This is a genomic window from Stenotrophomonas sp. GW821-FHT09E08, from assembly GCF_059416125.1.
On record NZ_JBWKOO010000030.1, the window covers coordinates 1 to 2,500 of the forward strand.

Consider the following 2,500-nt stretch of genomic DNA (forward strand, 5'->3'; position numbering starts at 1 on the left):
CCATCGGCGCAGCTACGTTTCACTTCCGAGTTCGGGATGGGATCGGGTGGTTCCATAGCGCTAATTTCACCAGGGAGGCTTTTGGAGAGTCGCACTCGTCCCGGGGGACAAGGCGCCAGCCTCGCATAGTTCTTGTGACGTAGCGTGCACTTGGATGCTCTTACGACGTTGTCGTAAAGCCAAGGCAACTTGAGGTTATATGGTCAAGCCACACGGATCATTAGTATCAGTTAGCTCAATACATTGCTGTACTTACACACCTGACCTATCAACCACATAGTCTATATGGTTCCTTCAGGGGGCTTGTGCCCCGGGAGATCTCATCTTGAGGCGCGCTTCCCGCTTAGATGCTTTCAGCGGTTATCGCTTCCGAACATAGCTACCCGGCAATGCCACTGGCGTGACAACCGGAACACCAGAGGTTCGTCCACTCCGGTCCTCTCGTACTAGGAGCAGCCCCTCTCAAATCTCCAACGCCCATGGCAGATAGGGACCGAACTGTCTCACGACGTTCTGAACCCAGCTCGCGTACCACTTTAAATGGCGAACAGCCATACCCTTGGGACCGACTACAGCCCCAGGATGTGATGAGCCGACATCGAGGTGCCAAACACCGCCGTCGATATGAACTCTTGGGCGGTATCAGCCTGTTATCCCCGGAGTACCTTTTATCCGTTGAGCGATGGCCCTTCCATACAGAACCACCGGATCACTAAGTCCTAGTTTCCTACCTGCTTGATCCGTCGATCTTGCAGTCAAGCACGCTTATGCCTTTGCACACAGTGCGCGATGTCCGACCGCGCTGAGCGTACCTTCGAGCTCCTCCGTTACTCTTTAGGAGGAGACCGCCCCAGTCAAACTACCCACCATACACGGTCCCCGACCCAGATAATGGGCCCAGGTTAGAACGTCAAGCACGACAGGGTGGTATTTCAAGGATGGCTCCACTGCAGCTAGCGCCACAGTTTCATAGCCTCCCACCTATCCTACACAGACGAACTCAACGTTCAGTGTAAAGCTATAGTAAAGGTTCACGGGGTCTTTCCGTCTTGCCACGGGAACGCTGCATCTTCACAGCGATTTCAATTTCACTGAGTCTCGGGTGGAGACAGCGCCGCTGTCGTTACGCCATTCGTGCAGGTCGGAACTTACCCGACAAGGAATTTCGCTACCTTAGGACCGTTATAGTTACGGCCGCCGTTTACTGGGGCTTCGATCAAGAGCTTCGCCTTGCGGCTGACCCCATCAATTAACCTTCCAGCACCGGGCAGGCGTCACACCCTATACGTCCACTTTCGTGTTTGCAGAGTGCTGTGTTTTTGATAAACAGTCGCAGCGGCCTGGTTACTGCGACCCTCTTCAGCTATAGCTCGCACGAGCCACCAAAAAGGGTGCACCTTCTCCCGAAGTTACGGTGCCATGTTGCCTAGTTCCTTCACCCGAGTTCTCTCAAGCGCCTGAGAATTCTCATCCTACCCACCTGTGTCGGTTTACGGTACGGTCTGCGTAAGCTGAAGCTTAGGAGCTTTTCCTGGAAGCGTGGTATCAGTGACTTCGTCATAAAGACTCGTCTCGGTGCTCGGTCTTAAAGGATCCCGGATTTGCCAAAGATCCAAACCTACCGCCTTTCCCCAGGACAACCAACGCCTGGTACACCTAACCTTCTCCGTCCCTCCATCGCACTTACGCGAGGTGCAGGAATATTAACCTGCTTTCCATCGACTACGACTTTCGTCCTCGCCTTAGGGGCCGACTCACCCTGCGCCGATTAACGTTGCGCAAGGAAACCTTGGGCTTTCGGCGTGCGGGTTTTTCACCCGCATTATCGTTACTCATGTCAGCATTCGCACTTCCGATACCTCCAGCAGACTTCTCAATCCACCTTCAACGGCTTACGGAACGCTCCTCTACCGCGCATAACAAAGTTATGCACCCCAAGCTTCGGTTTTGTGCTTAGCCCCGTTAAATCTTCCCCGCAGACCGACTCGACCAGTGAGCTATTACGCTTTCTTTAAAGGGTGGCTGCTTCTAAGCCAACCTCCTGGCTGTCTGTGCCTTTCCACATGGTTTTCCACTTAGCACAAAATTTGGGACCTTAGCTGTGGGTCTGGGTTGTTTCCCTTTTCACGACGGACGTTAGCACCCGCCGTGTGTCTCCCATACAGTCCGTCTCGGTATTCGGAGTTTGCAATGGTTTGGTAAGTCGCGATGACCCCCTAGCCATAACAGTGCTCTACCCCCGAGAGGATACATATGAGGCGCTACCTAAATAGCTTTCGAGGAGAACCAGCTATCTCCGGGTTCGATTAGCTTTTCACTCCTAATCACAGCTCATCCCCGTCTTTTGCAACAGACGTGGGTTCGGGCCTCCAGTACCTGTTACGGCACCTTCACCCTGGCCATGACTAGATCACCCGGTTTCGGGTCTACTGCCCGCGACTATGCGCCCTTATCAGACTCGGTTTCCCTTCGCCTCCCCTATACGGTTAAGCTTGCCACG

At 53.8% G+C, this 2,500-nt stretch carries 2 rRNA genes (1 of these 2 cut by a window edge); both read right to left on the reverse strand.

What is annotated here, in order from left to right:
- A 5S ribosomal RNA gene (gene rrf, locus AC07M7_RS21010) occupies window positions 1–74 on the reverse strand; the annotation flags it as partial.
- A gap of 125 nt (window positions 75–199) precedes the next feature.
- Window positions 200–2,500, reverse strand: a 23S ribosomal RNA gene (locus AC07M7_RS21015) (it continues 579 nt past the right edge of the window).